The 19,052-nt window shown below is 70.0% G+C and carries 14 protein-coding genes; 3 read left to right on the top strand and 11 right to left on the bottom strand.

All coding sequences use genetic code 11. The annotated features are described in order from the left end of the window. Positions 1-44: 44 nt before the first annotated feature. The 8 genes from trxA to ACZ1DY_RS44425 all read right to left on the bottom strand — a co-directional run bounded on the left by trxA (position 45) and on the right by ACZ1DY_RS44425 (position 9,818). Positions 45-368, bottom strand: coding sequence for a thioredoxin (gene trxA, locus ACZ1DY_RS44460; protein WP_101611569.1), 324 nt, complete (start codon positions 366-368; stop codon positions 45-47). 42 nt (positions 369-410) lie between these two features. After that, the gene (gene trxB / locus ACZ1DY_RS44455; RefSeq protein ID WP_465328516.1) at positions 411-1,406 is read right to left on the bottom strand and encodes a thioredoxin-disulfide reductase; all 996 of its coding nucleotides are present in this window, start codon (positions 1,404-1,406) and stop codon (positions 411-413) included. A 215-nt stretch (positions 1,407-1,621) separates the two neighbouring features. Then, positions 1,622-2,410: a hypothetical protein gene (locus tag ACZ1DY_RS44450; RefSeq protein WP_465483235.1), complete on the bottom strand. Its 789-nt coding sequence runs from the start codon at positions 2,408-2,410 to the stop codon at positions 1,622-1,624. Further along, the gene (sigM, locus tag ACZ1DY_RS44445) at positions 2,407-3,066 is read right to left on the bottom strand and encodes an RNA polymerase sigma factor SigM (RefSeq protein WP_126734747.1); all 660 of its coding nucleotides are present in this window, start codon (positions 3,064-3,066) and stop codon (positions 2,407-2,409) included. The genes ACZ1DY_RS44450 and sigM overlap by 4 nt, the downstream gene beginning before the upstream one ends. Positions 3,067-3,097: 31 nt before the next feature. Further along, positions 3,098-4,654 carry a protein kinase family protein gene (locus ACZ1DY_RS44440; RefSeq protein WP_257489845.1) on the bottom strand — a complete coding sequence of 519 codons (1,557 nt, stop codon included), beginning with the start codon at positions 4,652-4,654 and terminating at the stop codon, positions 3,098-3,100. A 120-nt stretch (positions 4,655-4,774) separates the two neighbouring features. Continuing rightward, positions 4,775-6,511 (bottom strand): murein biosynthesis integral membrane protein MurJ, encoded by a 1,737-nt coding sequence (gene murJ, locus ACZ1DY_RS44435; RefSeq protein ID WP_257489844.1) that lies wholly within the window; start codon positions 6,509-6,511, stop codon positions 4,775-4,777. Positions 6,512-7,149: 638 nt separating this feature from the next. After that, on the bottom strand, positions 7,150-9,297 hold the full coding sequence (locus ACZ1DY_RS44430) for a DUF6049 family protein (RefSeq protein ID WP_465483234.1): 2,148 nt from the start codon (positions 9,295-9,297) through the stop codon (positions 7,150-7,152). Then, entirely contained in the window at positions 9,294-9,818 is a 525-nt protein-coding gene (locus ACZ1DY_RS44425) for an NUDIX hydrolase (protein WP_126734742.1), read from the bottom strand. Before ACZ1DY_RS44425 ends, ACZ1DY_RS44430 begins: the two co-directional genes overlap by 4 nt. A 148-nt stretch (positions 9,819-9,966) precedes the next feature. Here ACZ1DY_RS44425 and ACZ1DY_RS44420 point away from each other — a divergent pair, with 148 nt between their 5' ends. The 3 genes from ACZ1DY_RS44420 to ACZ1DY_RS44410 all read left to right on the top strand — a co-directional run bounded on the left by ACZ1DY_RS44420 (position 9,967) and on the right by ACZ1DY_RS44410 (position 13,640). Beyond that, complete coding sequence (locus tag ACZ1DY_RS44420; protein ID WP_257489843.1) at positions 9,967-11,385, top strand: CCA tRNA nucleotidyltransferase; 1,419 nt, start codon at positions 9,967-9,969, stop codon at positions 11,383-11,385. Between the two features lie 79 nt (positions 11,386-11,464). Beyond that, positions 11,465-12,772: a sensor histidine kinase gene (locus tag ACZ1DY_RS44415; protein WP_192747292.1), complete on the top strand. Its 1,308-nt coding sequence runs from the start codon at positions 11,465-11,467 to the stop codon at positions 12,770-12,772. Between the two features lie 16 nt (positions 12,773-12,788). Further along, entirely contained in the window at positions 12,789-13,640 is an 852-nt protein-coding gene (locus tag ACZ1DY_RS44410) for a class I SAM-dependent methyltransferase (RefSeq protein WP_465483233.1), read from the top strand. Positions 13,641-13,963: 323 nt separating this feature from the next. Here ACZ1DY_RS44410 and ACZ1DY_RS44405 read toward each other — a convergent pair whose 3' ends face one another. Genes ACZ1DY_RS44405 through ACZ1DY_RS44395 form a run of 3 tightly spaced genes read right to left on the bottom strand, consistent with a single transcriptional unit; the run spans position 13,964 to position 19,050 of the window. Next, positions 13,964-15,892 (bottom strand): TNT domain-containing protein, encoded by a 1,929-nt coding sequence (locus tag ACZ1DY_RS44405; protein ID WP_257483537.1) that lies wholly within the window; start codon positions 15,890-15,892, stop codon positions 13,964-13,966. A 40-nt stretch (positions 15,893-15,932) separates the two neighbouring features. Then, entirely contained in the window at positions 15,933-17,021 is a 1,089-nt protein-coding gene (locus tag ACZ1DY_RS44400) for an ADP-ribosylglycohydrolase family protein (RefSeq protein WP_465483232.1), read from the bottom strand. A gap of 4 nt (positions 17,022-17,025) precedes the next feature. Next, positions 17,026-19,050 carry a YrhB domain-containing protein gene (locus ACZ1DY_RS44395; protein ID WP_465483231.1) on the bottom strand — a complete coding sequence of 675 codons (2,025 nt, stop codon included), beginning with the start codon at positions 19,048-19,050 and terminating at the stop codon, positions 17,026-17,028. Positions 19,051-19,052 lie beyond the last annotated feature (2 nt).

The raw sequence follows: 19,052 nt of genomic DNA, 5'->3' as shown, positions 1-19,052 counted from the left end.
CGGAGCCTGGGCAGGCCCCGGGTTTCGGCAGGTGAAACGCGAGATCAGAGGACGTCGGCGAGGTCCGACAGCAGCGCGGCCTTCGGCTTGGCGCCGACGATCTGCTTCACGGGCTTGCCGCCCTGGAACAGGATCAGCGTCGGGATCGACATCACCTGGTAGTCACGCGCAGTGTTCGGGTTGGCGTCGATGTCGAGCTTCGCGACGGTCAGCTTTTCGCCGTTCTCCGCCGCGATCTCCTCGAGCACCGGGGCGACCATCTTGCACGGACCGCACCAGGTCGCCCAGAAGTCGACCAGGACGGGCTTCTCGCTCGTCAGCACGTCGTCGACGAACGTCTTGTCGGTCACCGTCACGGTGTTGGCCATGGTGTCTCCTTCTGGGTGGTGAAACTCCGGTGATGGGATAAGTCAGTTAGTGGTGGCGCCGTAGCCGCCACCGACCAGCTCAGGGGTCTCCTGGGCGGCCTCGACACCGGCGTGCTCCGCCAGCCATCGTTCCGCGTCGATCGCCGCGGCGCAGCCCGAACCCGCGGCGGTGATCGCCTGCCGGTACGTGCGGTCGACCAGGTCGCCCGCGGCGAAAACGCCGGGAAGGTTCGTGTACGAGGTGCGGCCCTTGGTGAGCACGTAACCGTCCTCGTCGAGGTCCACCTGACCGCGCACCAGCTCGCTGCGCGGGTCGTGACCGATCGCGACGAAGAACCCGGTCACGTCCAGCTTGGACTCCTCGCCGGTGACCGTGTCCTTGAGCTTCAGGCCCTCGACCTTGCCTTCACCCTCGACCGCGGTGATCTGCTTGTTGAGCGCCCACTTGATCTTCTCGTTCTCGCGGGCGCGCTCCAGCATGATCTTGGACGCGCGGAACTCCTCGCGGCGGTGGACGATCGTGACGGACTTGGCGAACTTCGTCAGGAAGGTCGCCTCCTCCATCGCCGAGTCGCCGCCGCCGGCGACCACGATGTCGTGGTCGCGGAAGAAGAAACCGTCGCAGGTGGCACAGGCCGAAACACCGCGGCCGAGCAGCTCCTGCTCGCCGGGCACGTTCAGATAGCGGGCCGCGGCGCCCATCGAGAGCACGACCGCGCGGGCCGCGTAGCGCTTGCCGTTCGCGAAGACGTACTTGACGTCACCGGTCAGCTCGACGGACTCGACGTCCTCCTGGCGCAGGTCGGCGCCGAACCGCTTGGCCTGCTCACGCATCTCTTCCATGAGGTCGGGACCCTGGATGCCTTCGCGGAAACCGGGGAAGTTCTCGACCTCCGTCGTCGTCATCAGCGCACCGCCGAACTGAGTGCCCTCGAACACCAGCGGTTCGAGCTGCGCTCGTGCCGCGTACACAGCGGCGGTGTAACCCGCAGGACCCGATCCAATGACGATCAGGTTCCTGATCTCCTCGGCAGCCACCCGTGACCTCCGCTCGTAGTGACCTGTTCACCAGGCTCAACACGATCGTAAGGGCCGGTGTTCCCGTGGTGACCGGCGCTACTTTCTCCTGCGCTGCGCCTCGGCGGAGATCCGACCTCTAGCACTGCTAGGAAAGCTAGCGCGGTAGCAAAGGTCCCTCGCTCCCCCCGAAATGGGGCTGGTGGGGAGCGAGGGACCAGTGAGGTTTCGGCCGGCTACTTCTGTCCGATGATTTTGTCGAAGAGCACCGCCGGGTTGCCCGGGCCGCAGTCGGCACCGAAGGCGACGATGCGGAACTGGGCGAGTTTGCCTGTGGTGTAGATCACCATAACGCCGTCCTTGCCCGCGACGTTCACCGGCCGGATGCCCTCCGGTCGCACGTCGGCGTCCATTCCGGCAGCGGCGACGCAGGCGTCGAGGCGTTCTTCGGTCTTCAGTGAGCCGAAGTCCCGGACGCCGATCGCCTTGCCGACGAGGGCTTCGGCCCCGCCGCCGTCTCCGCCGACCGAAGGCCCGGAAGGAGCCGACGGCGCGGGCTGTGCGATACCGCCCGAATCGGGCTCCCGGGTGGTCGGGACGACGATCGCCACGGCGGCGATGGCCGCCGCCGCCACGGTCGCTATCCCGGCGCCCCAGCCGATCCGCTTGTTCCGCCGCCGCCGTGCGGCCGCGAGGTCCACCACCGGGGCGACCTGCTCCTGCGGCCGTTCAGATGCGCCTTGAAACGCAGGCGTCGCCCGCATTTCGGCGGCCAGCGCGGCGTCGATCCGGGCCGCGTACTCGGCCGGCATCGGCGCGACCGGCTCGTTCGCGAGTCCCGCGAGGTCGGCCGTGGTCGCTTCGAGTGCTTCGATGATCGCCAGTGCTTCGGGGTCGGCGTTCACCCGCGGCCACAGCTCGGCCGCTTCTCGCTCGTCCAGCACACCTGCGTGCAGGTCGGCGAGCACATCGACAGACCACGGCGGACCGACGGTCCCACCGATCCCCCTGCTCTCGTCTGTCATCGTCCCTCCCCGTCACCCGGCGTGCCCTGAGGACGCCTGGCACCCCGTTGCGGGGTAGCGCGCTCTCGTTTGCTTTCGTGAGTTGGGACGTTCGCAATCGCATCGGGGTTCCGTAGATGTCCGAGAACCTTCGCGAGCTTTCCGCGACCTCGGGCACATCGGCTCTTGACCGTGCCCTCGGCGATGCCGAGCATCTTCGCCGTCTCGGCGACGGAGTATCCCTCGACGTCGACCAACACGATCGGGGCACGCTGGTCTTCGGGGAGCTGGTCGAGGGCTTCCTTGACGACCAGGCTCGTCTCGCGTTCCGACATCGAGTCACGCGGCGACGCGGGCTCGTTGAACTGCCCGGTCTCGGGCAGCGGAACGGTCGGTCTTGCCTTGCCCCGCCGGATGCGGTCGAGGCACGCGTTCACGACGATACGGTGCAACCACGTCGTGACCTGCGATTCCGCTCTGAAGTTGCCCGCTGCTCGGAACGCGGAGATGAAGGCGTCCTGCAGGGCGTCCGCGGCTTCTTCCGGATCCCGCAAGGTGCGCAGGGCTACCGCCCACATGCGGTCTCGATGTCGCTGGACCAGTTCACTGAACGCGTGCGGGTCTCCGGCGGCATGCGCCGCTATGAGATCCGCGTCCGTGGGAGCTGCAGCTGTCACCCGGGAGAGCCTACTGACCCGGTGTCCGTCGTCACCCCGCAGGCAGGAACGTCAGCTCTTTCAGTTCGGTGACGAACTTTCCCTTGTCATCTTCACCCAGCTGAGTGATCCAGATGATGAAGTACTGCCCCTGCTGAGGCTGCTGCAACGCGATGGTCGACTCGCCCGCCGCGAGGTCTCCCGCCCCGACGACCTTCGTCTCGTCGAGCTTCGGGTTCTTCTTGTCGGCGGAGCGGATTTCGACCTTCGAGCCGGGGCTCGCCGCGTCGAGTTTGACCTGGGTGAGGTTGATCGGGTCCTTGAAGGTCACGACCAGCCCGACGCCGTCCTTGAGCACCGGGAACTGCTCGTCGTACTGGTCGGTCTTCCACGAGGTGACCGTGTCGCCGTCGGTGGCGTTCCTGGCCTTGCCGGGGCTGTCGCCCTTGCTGCCCGGGTTGTAGACGGCCACGGCCGACGGCTTCACCGCGGCACCCACGGCGGGAGACGGCTTCTGCTGAGCGGGCGGTGGCTGCTCACCAGAGGGCGGGGCGACCTGTGAAGAGGACGCGGCGACGTTGATCTTCGGGCCGCTGGACTTCGACTCGCCCTGGAACAGGTTGATCAGCATCATCCCGCCCCAGGCGAGGATGACCACGGTCGCGACGACCAGCACGGTCACGCCGAACGCCAGCTTCTTGCGCCGCGCGACGTCCTTGACCGGCTTCTTCGTCGTCCAGACCGTGCCGTCCGATTCGGCCACGGCCTCTTCCTCGCCGACGGCCTTGATCAGCTGGGTGCGCTCTTCGGCTTCGGCGACCTGATCCAGCACGCGCAGGATGGCCGCGCTGGTCCGGATACCGCCGTGGCCGCCGTCCTCGATGGTGCGGACGGCGAGCGAGGACAGCTCGACCGGCACCGTCGGGACCAGCGAACGCGGCGGGATGACGCGGCCGGTCGGCGCGTGCGGCGCCGCCGGGATCGCGGCCGGGCCGCCGGGAAGGGCCCAACGGCCGGTCAGCAGCAGGTACAGGACGGCGCCGAGTGCCTTGACGTCGTCGCGAAGGGTCGCTTCGGGCAAGGGGCCCGGGAAGGCGAGCTTCAGCGCGCCGTCCGGGGTGAGCCGGAGACGCTGCGGATGATCGAGGCCGAGGACGAGACCGTTCTGATGGGCGTGGTCGACGGCTTCCGCCAGCGCCTGCACCATCCTGGCCGCCGCGGCGGGCGCCACCGGGCGCTGCGCCACCAGGTCGACCAGGTCGCTGCCCTTGGTCCATTCCGCGACGACGACACCGAGCAGACCTTCGCTCGAGGTGACGCCGCTGCCGAGACTGAGCACGTCGAGGACGCGCGCGACCCCGCCGTGGCCGAACTTCGAGGCGTGCGCGGCACGCTCCAGCGTCCGGCGCGCCAGCCGGGCGGCTTCCGCGTCCGCGGGGTCGCCGACCAGCAGCGTCAGCGCCACGTCCCGCTTCAGCTGCCCGTCGCGGGCACGCCAAAGATGCGCGGCGGCCCGCTCGTCCACCCCGAACTGTGCGAGCAGGCGATACCGGCCGTCACCGACGACCCGGCCAGGGGCCAGCGACCCGCCTTGGGCCCGGATGCCCATCTGGCTGGCCTCCCCTGCCTGTTCGCTCCGTCTCGTATCCACCGCACTCTCCCGCGTAGCTCCCGCCCCGAGGGTACCCAGAATACGACCCGTGAACGCGCGCCATCCGTACGTGAATCGTTATCCGCGCTTGATCAACCGGGTGATCCTCGCCGTGGCGGGCTTCAATTCCTCGACCTTCAAGGCCATGAGCACGCCGAACGAGACCACGATCCCGACCGCCGTCTGCAGCAGAAGTTTCACCCAGGCATGGAAAGTAGGCCCGAACGAGTCGGGGACGATCTGCCCGGCGAGCCACGCCGCGCCGACCCCGAGCACACTCGCGACGACCGTGAAGAGGATCACCCCGAGAACCCGCTTGCTCCGGAGATTTCCGAGGGTCACCCACAGCCAGACCTGACCGAGGATCGCGCCGACGACGAACGTGAGGCCGTTGACCATCATCACGCCGAGCACGATGTTGTCCGGCGAGAGCAGCGCGGGGCACAGGTACAGCAGCGGCACCTTCACCACGGTCATCACGATCATGATCAGCACAGGCGTCCGCGCGTCCTTCATCGCGTAGAACACCCGCATCTGCAGCATGACCAGCGCGTACGGCAGCAGCGCGAACGCGGAGATGGCCAGCGCCTCGCCCATCCGCGACGCGTCCTCGACCGTGCCCTTGCCCAAGGTGAACAGGGCGATACCGACCGAACCGCCCACCACGGTCATCACGGCGGAAATCGGTACGAGCATCACCGTCGAGATGCGGGACGCGTACGAGAGGTCGCCGATCAGCTTCTTGTGGTCGCCGTCCGCGGCCGCGCGGCTCATCCTCGGCATGATCGCGGTCAGCAGCGACACGCCGATCACGCCGTACGGCAGCTGGAACAGCAGCCACGCGTTGCTGTACGCGGTCACACCACCCTGCGAACCGCTGGTCAGCACCCGGGTCGTGATCGTGTAACCGACCTGGCTGACCGCGACGTAGCCGACGGTCCACAGTGCCAGCCCGCCGAACTCCTTCATGCGCTTGTCGATGCCCCAGCGCCATTTGAACTTGAACCCGGACCGCAGCAGCGGCGGGATCAGCAGCACCGACTGCGCCACGATGCCCGACGTCACGCCGATGCCCAGGGTCAGCAGCTTCGGGTCGGTGATCGACACCGGATCGGTGGAGATGTTCCCCGGCATGATCCACACGACGAGGATCGTGAAGATGACGACGAGGTTGTTGATCACCGGCGCCCACGCCGTCGGGCCGAAGATGTTCTTCGCGTTCAGCACCGCGGAGAGCAGGGCGAACACGCCATAGAAGAAGATCTGCGGCAGCAGCAGGTACGCGAACGCGGTGACCAGCTCGGGATTCGCCTGGCCCTTGTCGTCGACGTAGAGCTTGGTGATCAACGGCGCCGCGAAGACGGCGATCGTCGTCCCGACCACGAGCAGCGTGCCAGCCACCGTGACCAGCCGCTGCGTGTACGCCTCGCCGCCGTCCTTGTCGTCCTGCGACCGCACGAGCAGCGGGACCACGAGGCTCGACAGCACGCCGCCCATCAGCAGCTCGAAGATGATGTTCGGCATCGTGTTGGCGACGTTGAACGAGTCGTTCTCCACCTGGGCGCCGATGGCCGCGACCAGCAGCAGCTTCCACGCGAAACCGGTGATGCGGCTGATCAGCGAGGCGATCGCCATCCGGCCGCTGGACTTCGCGATCGACGGCGCCTTCGCCGGAGCGGCGACATCCTGCTCGCCGGTGTCCCCCGGCCGCGGTTTGACCAGCGGCGCGTCCTTGATCGCCGGCATGACCTGCGTGGCGAGCTGGTCGTACGGGCGGAGGACGTCAGGGTCGGCGACCGGCCAGCGCGATCCCATCGGGACACCGGGGGTGCGCGGGATGAACCGGGTCGCGTCGGGTTCGTCGCGCCGGTCGACCTGCCACGGGCGGACCGGTGGCGGCTGACGGCGCCCGCGATGCGGCGGCGGCGGTGTCTGGTGGAGCGCCTGAGGCGGCTGGGCCGGAGGTGCCGCCGGACGCCGCGGCGGCGGGTTCTGTGACGGCTGCGGCAGCGGCGGCCCCTGCGGCGGCGGAACCGGCTGACGGCGGGTCGGCGGCGGAGGCGTCCCCTGGGCAGGGGGCGCCTTCCGCGGCGGTGCCTGGTTCGGCGGCGGGGTCTGCGGTGGCCTCAGCCGCCGTGTCTCGTCGTCGGGACGGCCCGCCACCCGCTGGCGGCGGCCGTCGACCGGCGGCGGGGGCGGCGGCGTGGCCCGCCGCGGCCGCTCACCGCGTTCGGGCGGGGGCTGCTGCGGGGGCGGCTGACGACGCTCCGGACGGCGTGCTGGTCCATCGGTGCGGCGGGGCGGTGGCGGAGTACCTTCGCGCCGGGGACGGCCTGCACGCTCGGGCGGTACACCCGGCTCTCTTTCCAACGCGTGCCCAATCCTCGGTGCTCGGCTACGTGATGCCCGGCGGCATCGTTCGACCCAGGGTAATCGGCAACGGCCGGAAACACTTAAACCTGTGCGTCCTCGGTCACACGCGGGGCGGTTTCGTTCGCCCGATCGGCTCGCGAGTCCTTGATCCTCCGGTAGATCCGCCGGGACGACAGGAGCAGCAGCGCACCGGCCGCGGTGATGGTGATGATGATGGTGATCGCGCCGTATTCCGTGGACGTCAGCTCGAAGCGCGCGGCCGAACCGAGCGGGGTGCCGTCGGGCGTGGTCAGCGAGACGTCGACGCTGAACCGGCCCGCCCGCAGCGCCTCGACCGGGAGCAGCCGGTTACGGGCGCTGTTGGCCGGGACCATCTGCGCCTGCAACAGGGTGTCGTCGGTCGGGCGCAGGCCGACGTTGTTCTTCAGGGCGACCTTGACGGCGACGCCGACCGGCAGGTTGTTGGTGATGAACACCGGCAGTGGCGCCGCGCCGGAAGCCAGCGCGATCGTCTGCTTCGGCCGCTCGACGGTGACCTGGCTGCGGATCGCCTCCAGATCGCCGCGGGCGTTGCCGGTGACGGTCGAGGCGTCCGCGCCGCGCCACGACGTCGACGCGGCCCGGATGAGGGCGAGCCGCACCGGGGCGATCACGTCGGCCGGATTCACTCGTTTGGTGGCGTCCATCGTCATCGCGGACGACAGGCCCAGGGTCTCGTTGTCCAGCTGGGACATCTTCGCGGTGACGTCGCCGCTGGTCGCGGCCGTCAGATCCCGCGGGTCGTAGTTGACGGACGCCGTCCCGGACGGGCTTTCGCCGAGCAGCTCGGGCAACGGCGCCGACTTGAGGAGACCGGCGTCGTAGAAGTCGCCCATCCTCTCCAGGAACGTGGTGAGTTCGGTGCCGCTCGCGGCCCAGTGCCGCGGGGGCGCGATCAGCAGCCGTGAACGGCCCGGCCCCTCGTTCTGCCCGCCGAGCCCGGCACGGAAGGCGATGGCGCCGAGCCCGTTCTGGGTCGACTCCGAGCCGTTCAGCGCGGACGAGATCAGCGCGTCGATCGGCTGGGCGCGCAGGTCCGTCCCCTCGATCGACACCCCGCTCGAAAGCGGCGTACGGGACTGGAGCTTGCCGGAATCGGTTAGCACGGTCTTGACGCCGGCCTTGCCGATCGCTTCGAGGGTCTGCGAGTCGAGGGCGCCGCCGGGCCACAGGACGCCGTCCTGCGGCTGGATGCCGAGCAGGTTCTTGATCGTCCCCGCGCCGCCGAGCGCGGTGGTCATGAGCGCGGTGTCGGTGGCGTCACCGGCGCGGACCTTCGTCAGCGCGGTGAGGTCGGCGTCGGCGAACGGGAGGGTGACCACGCACCGCCCCGCGACCAGCGCCTTCAGCCTGCCGAGCCAGTTCTTCGCGGTCTCGACGCCCTTGCCGGGGGCGCCGCCGGCGATCTGGTAGCCGCGGGTCATCCCGTCGACGGTCGCGACCAGGTCGGGGTCGATGGCCAGGCACAACGACGACGAGACCTTCGTGTCGGCCTCGGCCGCGCGCGCCGCCTCGACCAGCGAGTCCAGCCGTCCACCGGCGGCCAGCTCGTCGGCCAGCCGTTCGTCCGCCAGGGTCAGCGGGCCGCCGAGCGGGGCGGAGACGACGTGCACGGCGCTGTTCGCGATCGGCCAGAGCAGGCTCGTGGAAGGCGCGGACGGCGGACGTGACCCGGGGGCCTTGCCTGGAACACCCAGCACCGGCATCAGCAGGGTGACCGCGGCCAGCCGTTCCGGACCGCCGAAATCCGGGGTGCCGTTGACGTTGACCAGCAGCGGGTACACGCCGGGCCTGGGGAACTGCAGCTTGGCGGACTGACCGAGCGGGACGGACAGGTTCAGCGCCGCGCTCTGTCCTGGCTCCAGTTGGTCCGGTTCGAGGTCGACGAACTCGGTCGCGGCGAGATCCTTGAACTTGTCGCCGGCGAGGACGTCACCGATCTGCTGCTCGGTCTGGAGCCGGGTGCCCAGCTGCAGCCGGACGCCCAGTTTGCTGATCCGCCGGTCGCCGATGTTGGTGACCCGGCCGGTGACGGCGAGCGAAGCGGAGGTCGAGGTGATCGCGCGGGGGTTCAGCTGGTCGAGGTCCACGCGCAGCCGGGGCTGCTCCTGGGCCTGCGCGCCCGCGACGGGCAACACGGTGAAGACCAGGAACAGGATCGACAGGACAGTGGCGGCAAGCCGCTTCACTCAGGTGCTCCCTCGGCGGTGTGCTGTTGCTGCGCGAAGAGTTCTTTGGCCTTCCGGACCAGCTTGCGCTCGTCGGAGTAGGCGAGTTTGGTCTCCAGGTCGGCGAGCGGGACCCAGGCGACCTCGGTCACCTCTACATCCTCGTCCGAAAGTTCGCCGCCGGTGGATTCCAGGATGAAATGGTGCACCGTCTTGTGCACGCGCCGTCGCTCGGCCACGAACCAGTAGTCGATGGTGCCGAGGGGCTGCAGGACCTGCGCGGAGATGCCCGTCTCCTCTTTCACCTCGCGCACAGCCGTCTGCTCCACCGTCTCACCGTCCTCGATGTGGCCCTTCGGCAGCGACCACAGCAGTCTGCCGTGCCGGTCGAGCCGCCCGATCAGCGCGGCGTTCGCCCGTTCGGCGTCGACGACGAGTCCGCCGGCCGAGGTTTCGTCGACCGTGGTCAGCCGCCTTCCCCGCCTGCGCCTCCGCCGGCGGCCCGGCTTCGAAGCGCCGGAGCGCCCGGCTGATCCAGACATGCTGCGATGCTAGAGCAAACGGCGGTACAGGTACGCTGGCTCTCCGTGCCCATGGTGGGCCGGGCCGTAGTAAGTACATCCAAATCGTGGTGGGATTGTCGTGAACAAGGTGGTCGCCGGGCAGGCGATTGCGGGGAAGAGCACTGCGATGCAGAACGCCGTGACCGAGCTGATGCGCATCTCCCCGCTGGCGGACGAGCTCGCGAAGCTCTTCGCGAAGGCGGGACACAGCCTGTACCTGGTCGGCGGCAGCGTCCGGGACATGATGCTCCGCCGGCTGTCGAACGACCTCGACTTCACCACCGACGCCCGTCCGGACCAGGTGCTCAAGATCGTCAGCGCCTGGGGCGACGCGGTGTGGGACGTCGGTATCGCGTTCGGCACCGTCGGCGTGACCAAACAGGGCATGACCCTCGAGATCACCACGTTCCGCGCCGACAGCTACGACCGCGTCGGCCGCAACCCCGAGGTCACCTTCGGCGACAGCATCGAGGGAGATCTGCTCCGCCGCGACTTCACGGTCAACGCGATGGCGATCGACCTCGCCAACAAGACCTTCGTCGACCCGCACGACGGGCTCCAGGCACTGCAGGACAAGGTGCTCGACACGCCCGCGACCCCGCAGGAGTCCTTCGCCGACGACCCGCTGCGCATGCTGCGGGCCGCGCGGTTCTCCGCGCAGCTCGGGTTCACCGCGGCTCCGCGCGTGGTCGACGCGATGTCGTCGATGGCCGAGGAGATCGACCGGATCACCGCCGAGCGCGTGCAGGCCGAGCTGTCGAAGCTGCTGCTGGCGGACGACCCCCGGCCCGGTATCGAGCTGCTCGTCGACACCCGCCTCGCCGACCGCGTGCTGCCCGAGGTGCCGGGGATGCGGCTGGCGATCGACGAGCACCACCAGCACAAGGACGTCTACCAGCACTCGCTGACCGTGCTCGCGCAGGCGATCGACCTGGAGAAAACGCACGAGCCGACCTCCGAGCCGGATCTGATCCTGCGGCTCGCGGCGCTCCTGCACGACATCGGCAAGCCCGCGACGCGCGAGTTCCAGCCCGGGGGCGGTGTGAGCTTCCACCACCACGAGGTCGTCGGCGCGAAAATGGCACGCAAGCGTTTGCGCGCGCTGAAGTTCTCGAAGGAGATCGTCCAGGACGTCAGCCAGCTCGTGTTCCTCCACCTGCGGTTCCACGGCTACGGTAAGGGCGAGTGGACGGATTCGGCGGTGCGGCGCTACGTCACCGACGCCGGAGATCTGCTGCCCCGGCTGCACAAGCTGGTGCGCGCCGACTGCACCACGCGTAACCGCAAGAAGGCGGCCGCGCTGCAGGCGACCTACGACGACCTCGAGCGGAGGATCGAAGCCATCCAGGCGCAGGAGGACCTCGACCGGGTCCGCCCGGACCTCAACGGCGAGGAGATCATGCGGATCCTCGGCCTCCAGCCCGGGCCGGACGTCGGCAAGGCGTGGAAGCATCTGAAGGAACTGCGGCTCGACCGCGGTCCGCTGGAGCACGACGAGGCGGTGGCCGAACTGCGGAAATGGGCCGCCGAGAACGGCATAGGCTGAGATAAACCCCGTTGGTCTCTGGATCCACGTGGCGTAACCCGAGATACTCCTGCCGGTGCTCCGGGCAGGGGGAAGATCCATGGCGAAGCGGCCGCCCAGTTTTCTGGTGACGTTGCTGCGTCGGGGCGCGCCCGCGCTGGCGACGGCGACGAGCGAGCTGTCGGACGAGGTCGGCGACCCGACGCCGATGCGCGCGCTCCGGCGGATCCAGCACATGTCGGGTCCCATCGACACGGCCCATCGCGACAACCTGCTGCTCAGAGCCGCCCGCTACGTCGCCCTCGTCCCGCTGGTGTACCGGCTCTTCGCGGTGCCCGGCGCGTTCGGCGTGTACGTCTCCACCCACGGCATGATCGGGATCGGGCCGGTCGGGCTGGTGGCCCTCGGCTCGGCTGCGCTCTCGCTGTACGGCATCCGGTGGATGCTGCGTTCGGCACCGTTCCGCCCCCAGCACGCCGTCCGGCTGCTGGCGATCGACCTCGTGTTCACGCTGCTCGCGCCGCTCGCGGTCGGGGCGCTGGTGCCGGCTTCGGTGTTCACCGAGGCGATGGCGATCCCCGGCAAGCACCTGCTCGGCGAGGTCGCCCTGCTGGCGCTCGCGCTGGGCATGCCCGCCGCGGCGGCGCTCGCCGTCGGCAGCTTCCCGGTGCGGATGCTCGCGTCCCTGCTCGGCACCGGCCAAGCCGCGCCCGGCGACGCCATGGCCACCTTCCCGTCGATCCTCGGCGTCCTCTTCACCGCCAGCGGCGCCCTGGTCCTGATCGGGCTCGGCACGCGGCTCGCCCTCGCGTACGGCATCCGCAACGGCCGCATCGCCGAACGCGCCCGCCAGCACCGGATGCTCCACGACTCCGTGCTGCAGACCCTCGAAGCGATCGCGCTGGCCAACAAGGGCGACCCGGCCACGCGCCTCGACGAGGTACAGCGGCTGGCGCGGGCGCAGTCGCTGGAGCTGCGGCGGACGATCGAGACCGAGGCTTCGGAACGGTCGGAGGCCGGTTCGCGGCCGCTGGGCGAGAAGCTCGCGTCGCTGGCGGCGGAGATGGCGCGGGACGGGTTACGCGCCCAGCTGGTGATCGCCGAACTCGACGACGACACGCTTTCGGAGGTCCGGCAGATCGCCATCCGCGACGCCGTCCGCGAGTCACTCCGCAACACCCTCAAACACGCCGGGACGGACAAAGTCGTCGTCCGGGTCGAGGAGCAGGAAGGCGGCGTCGCGGTGATCACCCGCGATCACGGCGCCGGGTTCAGCCCCGACTCCCGGCCCGCCGGTTTCGGGATCAGCGAGTCCATCACCGCCCGGCTGAACGAGGTCGGCGGGACCGCGAGGGTGGAGTCGGCTCCGGGCAATGGCACCAGAGTCACCCTTTGGGTGCCTTTCTGACGGTAAACAGGAGAACATGAAGAAAACGGACGTCCTGGCCGAAGCGCTCACCGCGTACCGCGACGGTGACCGGGCCACGGCAGCGGACCTCGCCGAGCGTGCCGGATCCACGCTCGGCATCGAACTGCACCGGTACCTGACCGAGGGCGGCGGCGGTGACGTGTACGACCAGCCCGCCGCGTTCACGGCGTTCATCCGCGGTGGCGGGAACGTCAAGCTCTACCGGCAGCTCAGCGCCATGCTCGCCCGGCGCTACGGCAGTGTCGGTTCGCTGCTCGACCTCGGCTGCGGCGACGGGCTCGCCGTCGTCCCCGCGCTCGAACAGGCGGACCGGCAGCCGGGCCGGATCGACCTGGTCGAGCCGTCGAGCGCGCTGCTCGCGGAAACGCGGAAACATCTCGCCGGCACGCACGGCCTGCACACCTGGGACGCCACCGCGCAGGAGTTCCTCGCCCGCGACGACGACCGGCAGTGGCAGCTGACGCAGTCGACCTTCGCGCTCCAGTCGATCCCGACCGGCGAGCGCACCGAGGTCCTGCGTGCGCTCCGGCCGCGTACGTCGTGTCTGGTGCTCGCCGAGTTCGACGTGCCCGAATACGACGAGGGCTCCCCCGAGTACCTGCTTTCGCTGGTCACCCGCTACGAACGCGGGATCGCGGAGTACGGCAAGGAGGCGTCGCTGGTGGCGCAGGGGTTCCTGCTGCCGATCCTGCTCGGCCTGGTCAAACCCGGCGCGGACCGCACGAACTGGGAGCAGCCCGCCACCGATTGGGCTTCGCAGCTGAAGGAAGCGGGCTTCACCGGCATCCGGATCGAGCCGCTCGCGGACTACTGGTGGTCGCCCGCGGTGCTGATCACGGCTTCCTGAGCCGGATCACGCCGGATCTCGCGAGTTACGCCCCCAAACACGCGAGTTACGCCTCCAGTCACGTGAGTTCCGGCTTCAGTCACGTGCGTCTCAGGTACCCACCGCGGTGCGTGGACGGCGGTCACGCGTGATCAGACGGACGGCTCGCGTGACGGGATGGACGACACGCGTGATCAGACGGACGGCTCGTCCTGGAACCCCGGATCACACGTGATCGAAGGCGACACACGCGTGATTGAAGGCGTAACTCGCGTGATCAGAGCCGGATCACCTTCAAGCACGCGAGTTACGCCTCCGGACACGCATGTTCCGCCTCGGCGCGGCTACTGGACGCGGGAAAGCGCACCGGTTTCGAGGTGCTGGGCGAGCGGCCGGGGCAGCACGTAGGCCACGGCCCCGCCCGGCGTCCCGTTCCACGGCGCGGTGATGCCGGTGACCACGCGCAGCGGCCGCACGACGCGGTAGAGCCGGCGTTCCCGCTCGCGGTCCGCGGCCAGCGACGTCTCGATGAACCGCGCCGATTCGGCGTGCACGAGGTTGCCGGTCTCGTTGCCGAACCGCTGCACCGTGGTGCCCGACGGCAGGACGACGATCCGCTTGCGGCGGAAGAAGTTCAGCGGCGGTTCGCCGCGCAGCGGCAGGATCGGCCAGTCGGCCGGGTTGTCGGACTCCTCGTTCGCGCCCACCGCGCCCCGCGCCGGGTACAGCAGCAGGGTGCCGAGGAAGAAGCGCGCCGCCTCTTCGAGTTTCGCGAACACCACCGGCTCGTCCGTCGGCGGACGCGAGACCTCCCAGCCGCTCTCGGTGCGGCGCAGGGTCCACAGCCCCGGCTCCGGTACCGCGTTCGCGCCGATCCGGTACGACGTCGGCGCCACCCCGTGCTCGGCCAGCCGCTGGTACAGGACGTCCAGCACCTCGACGGCCCGGATGTCGCGTGTGGGTTCGCCGTCGCGTTCGACGCGGGTGCGGGCACTTTCGTCCGGCAGGTCCGCGGCGGTCTGCGGCGGCCGCGGCTTGCCGACGATCTCCGCCTCCGCGGTCGCCCGCACCAGCTCGCCGATCAGCGGCGGCCGGAATCCGGCGGCCCGGATGTGCTCGATCAGCTCCGGCTCCGGCGGCACCCCGTACTTGCGCAGGTAGTGCGGGACCGCCGCGGGCCAGATCCACACGCCGTCGGTGTGGAAGGCGTTCGGCACGTCCGGCGGGCCGTTCGGGGTGAAGATGTCGGGCTGCGGACCCGGCCGGGTGAGCGCCACCGGCGAGCGGAAGAGGTAGTCGAGGACGCCGCGCATCATCTCCGGCGGCACTGGCGGCCGGTTGACGACCGGGCGTTCGCCCTCGTTGTGCGCGTCGACGACCTTCGCGTGCCGGAACACGACGTCCAGCGGCAGTCCCGCCTTGGCGGAAAGCCAGGCCGGGACGTGTTTGGTGTCGCGCGGGAAGATCGCGAGCTCGGTCGCGTACGCGCGCGGCGACGGCTTCCCGCCCTCGTTCGGCGCGAGCCGCCAGGTCGGTTCCTGCTCGGCGTCGAAGTCGAAGTCGAAATGCGATTCCGAGTCGAGCGTGAAGGTGCCCTGGAACCAGGTGCCGGTCTCGGGCTGGTGCATCGCCGCACGCAGCCGCGCGAAGAGCGAACCGAGCTCCGGCGGGGCCGCGATCGACACCGACACCGGGCCGTTGCCCTCGTCGCCGACCGAGCGGACCTCGAGTTCGGAGTAGTCGCCGACCTGCCGGAACTGGGCGCCGACGCGCTGCCAGCCCGGCGGCAGCACCCGCAGCAGGGTCCGGCCGATGGCCCGCAGCAGCGCGCCCTGGTCACCCGTGCCGATCGCCGGACGGGCGTCCGGCGTCTCGACGAAGTCGTGCCTGGTCTGCCACAACGCCGTCAGCCGCGACGGCGAGACGGTGGTCGAGAAATCCGTCAGGCCCAGTTCGGCCGCGCGGGCCGCGTCCTCGCCCGCCCAGCGCAAGGTCAGGTCGCCGCCGCCGGTGTTCGGCGCGATCTGGAAGTGCTCGTCGTCGAACCGGCCGTACGACTGGAGGCTGAAGGTCGCGCCGACCTCGCCGTTCAGCACGACCCGGGCCGGGCGGCCGTTCCAGTCGCGATCGAAACCCTCGGGCGCCGCTTCCCCCGGCGGCGCGATGAGCAGCAGCGTGCCGTCTTCGGTCGACCGCTGGGCCGCGAAGACGGTGTCCCCCCAGACGGCGTACAGGCCATCCGGCCGCTCCGCCGCTTGAACCCGGTAACGCACTGTTTGTCCCCTCCCCGAATACCCCAAACCGGAGGTAAATCTAGTGGGCCGGATAGCGGGCGTACCACCGGTCGTCACCCGGTGCGTTCCCGCCGAACTCCGCGAGCGCGTCGTCCGCCAGCCGTCCGATCACCTCGGCCAGTTCCAGCTTCTCGAGCCAGTCCGTCCGCAAGGCCTGTTCGCCGTACATCGCGCCGACGAGGTTCCCGCAGACCGACCCCGTCGAGTCGCTGTCGCCGCTGTGGTTCACCGACGCGAGCAGGGCGGTGTTCGCGTCCGTGGTGGTCAGGGCGACGTAAACCGACATGGAGAGCGCGGTTTCGCCGATGTTCCCCTGCCCGAGCGATTCGAGCTTCTCCGGCGTCGGGGCGCCTTGTCCGGCCAGCGCGAGCGCCTGGTCCAGCGCGACGCTCTGCTCTTCGTGCCCCTGGTACTTCTCCAGCTCGGCGCGAGCGGTCGCGACGGCGTCGAGCAGCGGTTTCCCGACCAGCAGTTCGCGCACGATCACCGCGAAAGCACCCGACGAGAGATACCCACTCGGGTGACCGTGCGTCAGGGCCGCGCTCTCGGCGCCGAGGCGGAACACCTCGGCCAGGTCGTCCGACCACAACGCGACCGGCGCGGCGCGCATGATGCCGCCGCAGCCCTTCGAGTTGTTGACCGGCTTGGCCATGCCGGCGCGTACTCCGGTCTTTCCGTACGCCTCCAGCTCGCTGAAGCAGGTGAGGCCGGGCGCGCGGCGGCTGAACAGCTCACGGTTCGTGATCAGCCAGCCGTCCGGCTCCGCGCTCGTGTCCTTCGGACCGCGGGCGCGCTCCCACGAGACGCCCTGGGTGTGCAGCCAGCGCTGGTAGGCCAGCTGCAAGGACTGCTCGACCGGTTCGGTGCCATGGTGGGCCCTGATCAGGCCTTCCAGGGTGAACAGCGTCATCTGGGTGTCGTCGGTGATCCGGCCGACCCCGCCGTACGCGGGGATGAGGTCGGTGATCCCGGCTGGTCCGGCGATCTCCCGGATACGGTCGATCGAGTCGAACTCGGTCTTCGCGCCGAGCGCGTCGCCGATCGCGCCGGCGAACAGGCTGCCGCGCAACCGCGACCTGGTCGCCGGATCTTGAAGCCACTCGCGCATTTCTCTACTGATCTCCTCGTGGATACCGGTTCGCTTCCCAGCGCCGCCGCTCTTCGGGCTCGCGGGGCAGGCCGAAGCGGTTGAAGTAGTAATACGCGTCGCCCGCCATGGCGTCGACGACGCCGAGATCGGCGAACGCGGCGAGCCAGGACTCCGGCAGTCCGGGCACGGTGAGCCTGGCGCCCACCATCGCCCCGGTCAGCGCCGCGGTCACGGTGCCCCCGCGCGCGGCCAGCGCCAGCGCCGCTTCGGCGTCGTAACCCCGTTTCGCGGCGGCGAACAGCGCCCGGCCGAGCACCGAAAGCGGCGTCCGGCCGTCGCCGATGCTGTCGAACTGCTCGACGTCAGCGGCGCTGCTCCCGTCGATGTCGTTCCGGAGGTCGAGCACGGTCTTGACCAGCTCACCGACCTCGCCGCTGTACTCGTCGAAGCCTTCGAGGAAGTTCGCGACCGCCGGTTCACCGTTCTGGGCGGCGAGCTGGGCGCGGAAGACGTTCACCAGCAGTTCCGCGCCGTGGACGACCTCGTGACCCGCGGCGGATCCGACCAGCTCGCGGACGACCTTCATCGCGTAGAACGTGCTGTCGGCGGGACCCTGCACGCCGCCGGTCACCGTGGCGGCGAGCGCGGTCGCCAGCATGGCCGAGAACTCCGCGGGGGCCGGTCCGGCGGCCGCGGTGGCCTTGGCGACCCAGCCGTCCGGCCGTCCGCCCGCGGGCAGCGACGCCGGGATCTCGGGCTTGTCCGGCGTCGGATCCAGGCCGCGGATCACCGACTCGGTGTGGAACAGCAGCTGCCGGGTCAGCCCGCCGAGCGGCAAACCGTCGGCGGGATCGGCACCCGAGCCCAGGGCGTCTCCGAGCGCGAAGCCGACGTACGCGCCGAGAAGCCGCGGGTACGCGAAGCTGCCGACAGGGAGCGTCGGGTCGTAGAACTTCCCGAAGGTCCAGGCGCTCGGGCGCGGTTCGCCGTTGTCGTAGAAGTGCGTCACGAGGCCGTTGGCGAACAGATCCTCGGGCAGTTCCGGCAGCGGGCGGCCGTCGTACTTCGCCCGGGAGCGCTCGAACGACAGCGTCGAGGCGCGGACGAAGCGGGTGAGCTCGTCGCTGCTCAGCGGGTAGCCGTTGTCCCTGGCCTGGTCGACGAGGCTCCGCAGGTTCGCGACGGCGGGCCCGTCGTACTCACCACTGAAGTACGCGGGACGCTCGACGGACTCGGGGCGTTCGGTGCCCGACGGAAGGCCGAGATCGGCGACCTGCCGCAGCGTCTCCGGATAGACGTTGAAGGTCTCCGGACGCCCGGGGTTGACCAGCAGGCCGACCCCGGGATTGTCCTTGGCCCGGCGAAGGAGCACACGGGGCTGCACCCGCTGCCATGCCGTGTACTCCGACGGCACCTGCGCTTCGGAGGTGTAGACGACGAACCGCGCACCCGCGTCACCGAAGTCGCGGGCCTGCAGGTGGCCGTCCTTGATCGGGGCGAGGACGTCGAGGTCGAGCATCCAGTGGACGAACTCCTCCGGCGTGATCCACTCGACGCGCAGGTAGCCGAGCAGCGTCTCGACCGGGCTTTCCGGTGCCGGGCGGCCGGAGAACCGGGGCCCCGGCCGGTGGTCGGGGTTCGCGCGGACCGCGCCGGTCGGCTCGCCGTACAGCGTGTGCTGCTCCCAGCGCAGGATCGCCGCCTTCGGCACGGGAAGGCCGGGCACCGCGTCCGGGTCGAACTCGGGGTCGACGATCTCCGCCCACCGGGTGAAGGCGTCGGTGTCTTCGCCTGCCGCCGAAACGGCCATCAGCTCCAGGTCGAGGCGGATCTCGCCGCCGTCGTCCGGGACGAAGGCGACCGGGCTGGGGAACAGACCGGCGCCGGGATCGGTCCCGTCGAGCCAGCCGACGGTGTTGTACGTGACGTTCCAGCCGTCGGTCGCGCGCACGACGTAGTCTCGGCGCACCCGCAGCGCGCCGGTGCCCTCCCCGCCTCGGCCCGCCAGCCACTCCTCGACGCGGCTGACGGCTTCCTCTTCGTTCATCG

The organism is Amycolatopsis sp. PSD-21, from assembly GCF_055561455.1.
This window is presented reverse-complemented; position numbering and strand designations above follow the sequence as displayed.

What these genes read in the sequence shown, in the direction of transcription:
- ACZ1DY_RS44410 (WP_465483233.1), top strand. Translation starts at nt 12,789, where the DNA reads ATGAAGAAAACGGACGTCCTGGCCGAAGCGCTCACCGCGTACCGCGAC.
- ACZ1DY_RS44440 (WP_257489845.1), bottom strand. Translation starts at nt 4,654, where the DNA reads ATGGGCATCCGGGCCCAAGGCGGGTCGCTGGCCCCTGGCCGGGTCGTC.
- ACZ1DY_RS44395 (WP_465483231.1), bottom strand. Translation starts at nt 19,050, where the DNA reads ATGAACGAAGAGGAAGCCGTCAGCCGCGTCGAGGAGTGGCTGGCGGGC.
- ACZ1DY_RS44425 (WP_126734742.1), bottom strand. Translation starts at nt 9,818, where the DNA reads ATGTCTGGATCAGCCGGGCGCTCCGGCGCTTCGAAGCCGGGCCGCCGG.
- ACZ1DY_RS44450 (WP_465483235.1), bottom strand. Translation starts at nt 2,410, where the DNA reads ATGACAGACGAGAGCAGGGGGATCGGTGGGACCGTCGGTCCGCCGTGG.
- ACZ1DY_RS44420 (WP_257489843.1), top strand. Translation starts at nt 9,967, where the DNA reads ATGCAGAACGCCGTGACCGAGCTGATGCGCATCTCCCCGCTGGCGGAC.
- ACZ1DY_RS44415 (WP_192747292.1), top strand. Translation starts at nt 11,465, where the DNA reads ATGGCGAAGCGGCCGCCCAGTTTTCTGGTGACGTTGCTGCGTCGGGGC.
- ACZ1DY_RS44400 (WP_465483232.1), bottom strand. Translation starts at nt 17,021, where the DNA reads ATGCGCGAGTGGCTTCAAGATCCGGCGACCAGGTCGCGGTTGCGCGGC.
- murJ (WP_257489844.1), bottom strand. Translation starts at nt 6,511, where the DNA reads ATGGGATCGCGCTGGCCGGTCGCCGACCCTGACGTCCTCCGCCCGTAC.
- trxA (WP_101611569.1), bottom strand. Translation starts at nt 368, where the DNA reads ATGGCCAACACCGTGACGGTGACCGACAAGACGTTCGTCGACGACGTG.